Below are 1,784 nucleotides of genomic sequence, written 5' to 3'. Positions count from 1 at the left end.
ATTCACAATTGTTCTTACTGAGATAATAATTGCTCTATGGATTGAGGTGATGCTAATTATCAACGTGGCTAATATTAGAAAAATCCGTGTAATACTAATCATTGATTTCTATTTCCTGTCGCAAATGTAAATAATAAGTGTTTATAAGATAATTTTCTGGATGCTTAGAATCGCTATCACCATTATAATTATAACTGCACCCATTATCTCATTAAATGATAGTCACAAACTTACTCATTGCTTTCATTTTTTATTCGCGTATTTTTGTATTCATCATATATTATGATGGTATCATCATATACCGTTAGTCTTGCTGAGTAATCTTTGTTATTCTTGTATTTGTTTTTCATCGCGGATAGCTTGTGTTCAATATCTGAGCAATTTTCTTTAATAACACTTTCAACAATATTGTAAGTTGTTTCTTCTAAGCGTGGGTCAAAATTACTTATCCAACCCTCGCAAGCATCAGCACTTTCAAAAAAATCCTGAAGATCTTGTGGCATTTTTTCTATAATAACTTTATCCACCGCAAATAATAAACTGGCGTGTAAGGTAAATAATGTTATTAAAATAATTTTGAATAAATACTTGTTATTCATGGTGTCATCCTAGATGGTGTTTTTAATCCATTGTATTTGTGATAAATTCATACTGGTTTTACAATATAGTGACGAAATTGAGGAGCGATAGCCAGGAAGCGCTCCCTCACTTTGTGAGGCGTATTTACATTGTTTTTCACGATAAAGAATAAAGGAACGATGTAGTTCAGGGAATGTTATCCTTGCTATATGAATATAAGGTTCGTAATCAATAGAGCCATCTTCATTAAGCCCTCTCGCTCCTTCAGTATCATATTGTTTTAGTCTTTTTCTGCGCTGTCTTCCTCATGTTTTAACGCCAAAACGCTCTGCTGATATTTGTCCATAAGACACCAATAAACTCTATCTTGTTGTATTAACTGGTCGTATGAGCAATTAGATGTTTTTATATTGTGCGCGCTGGCAGTGTTACATATAAATAAAACATATAGAATATTTTTTAATTTCATTGATTAGCATCCTTAAAAGTTATTTTCCTCATTCATAATGATGATAATATATGTAAGTATTATAGCTTGTTGTAATCTCCTTTGTGAGCTGGTTTTTTAATCGAAAGTAATTATAATTAAACTCCAGTCTTTGTATTCAATGATGATTCTGTGCTGACTTGTTATAGTCATGTCGACAAATGTTTTCCGGCAACCTTATGCTCTATTTAACAATTTCACCTTCATAATCATGATAAAGAAAAATAGCATCATCTGTCATAGTCAGAATTAGTAAAGCCTCATGGTTATTAGTATACTTTATCTTCAGTCTACTGTTCCATGTGTCTAAGTTTGAACAGTATTTATGTATGTTTTTTACGGTATCATCCATAACTGGGTTTTTTGTTATTGAAAAAGATAGGTAAACAATACAATTATCGGTGTATAAACTTAGTTGACGAATTTCTTTTGGGATTTTAGAAGATAAATAATAATACTCGTCTGGGGTATATGTTTTTGAATATTCTGGCTCCTCGCGTGAATATGATGAGTTGCACTCAAAAAGTAAAAAGCATAACAGTAAACGGGTCATGATTATTTCATATCCTCTGTATAATTAGGAATATCAGCATGCATCAATTGTTCGGCTCTTTGTCTGTTTAGTTCAGCCATACAGGAATATATGCGAGTAAAACTCCCCACACCATTTCCCCATGATTCTGCAAACGAGCACTGAGCAAGACGATAACGAATAAAC

The 1,784-nt window shown here is 32.3% G+C and carries 1 protein-coding gene and 1 pseudogene; both read right to left on the bottom strand.

Annotated elements, in window-relative coordinates; genetic code table 11:
• Positions 1-230: 230 nt before the first annotated feature.
• Positions 231-599 (bottom strand): hypothetical protein, encoded by a 369-nt coding sequence (locus FDX04_RS00015; RefSeq protein WP_137360313.1) that lies wholly within the window; start codon positions 597-599, stop codon positions 231-233.
• Positions 600-1,621: 1,022 nt separating this feature from the next.
• Positions 1,622-1,784, bottom strand: a pseudogene (locus tag FDX04_RS00005) (lysozyme inhibitor LprI family protein); the annotation flags it as partial.

This window comes from Citrobacter sp. wls615 (genome assembly GCF_005281355.1).
In the GTDB taxonomy this organism is placed as follows: domain Bacteria; phylum Pseudomonadota; class Gammaproteobacteria; order Enterobacterales; family Enterobacteriaceae; genus Citrobacter; species Citrobacter werkmanii.
Note: the sequence above shows the minus strand (reverse complement) of the source record. Positions and strands in the feature narration are given on the sequence as shown.

What these genes read in the sequence shown, in the direction of transcription:
- FDX04_RS00015 (WP_137360313.1), bottom strand. Translation starts at nt 599, where the DNA reads ATGAATAACAAGTATTTATTCAAAATTATTTTAATAACATTATTTACC.